Annotated in this window: 1 protein-coding gene; it reads left to right on the top strand. The window is 47.1% G+C overall.

The window, feature by feature from the left end; translation table 11 throughout:
* Positions 1-588 (top strand): SpoVR family protein (locus R7Z47_RS25935; RefSeq protein WP_318130907.1); only part of this gene is annotated, 588 nt, incomplete at both ends.

Below are 588 nucleotides of genomic sequence, written 5' to 3'. Positions count from 1 at the left end.
GATTGTGATTAACTCCGACCCTTGTATTGCGTATTTGATGGAAGAGAACACAGTCACCATGCAAGCGCTTGTCATTGCACACGCGTGCTACGGCCACAACTCTTTCTTCAAGGGGAATTATCTGTTCCAAACGTGGACGGACGCCAGTTCTATCATCGACTACTTACTCTTTGCTAAAAAGTACCTTGCCGAATGTGAGGAGCGCTACGGCGTTCAAGAGGTTGAAAAGCTTCTCGACTCCTGCCATGCGTTAATGAACTTTGGTGTCGACCGCTACAAACGACCAGAGAAAATCTCGATTACCGAAGAGAAGGCCCGCAAAGAGGAGCGCGAGGCTTATCTGCAATCTCAAGTCAATGAACTGTGGCGAACCGTACCAAGAGCCAAAACTAAAGAAGAAGACATTAAAGAGCGCTTCCCTAGTGAACCTCAAGAAAACCTACTCTACTTCTTTGAGAAACATGCGCCGCTCTTGGAACCATGGCAACGCGAGGTTGTTCGAATCGTCCGAAAAATCAGCCAGTACTTTTATCCACAAAAGCAAACTCAGGTTATGAATGAAGGATGGGCAACGTTCTGGCACTACAC

Source organism: Vibrio sp. 1641, from assembly GCF_033339995.1.
Lineage (GTDB): Bacteria > Pseudomonadota > Gammaproteobacteria > Enterobacterales > Vibrionaceae > Vibrio > Vibrio alginolyticus.
This window is presented reverse-complemented; position numbering and strand designations above follow the sequence as displayed.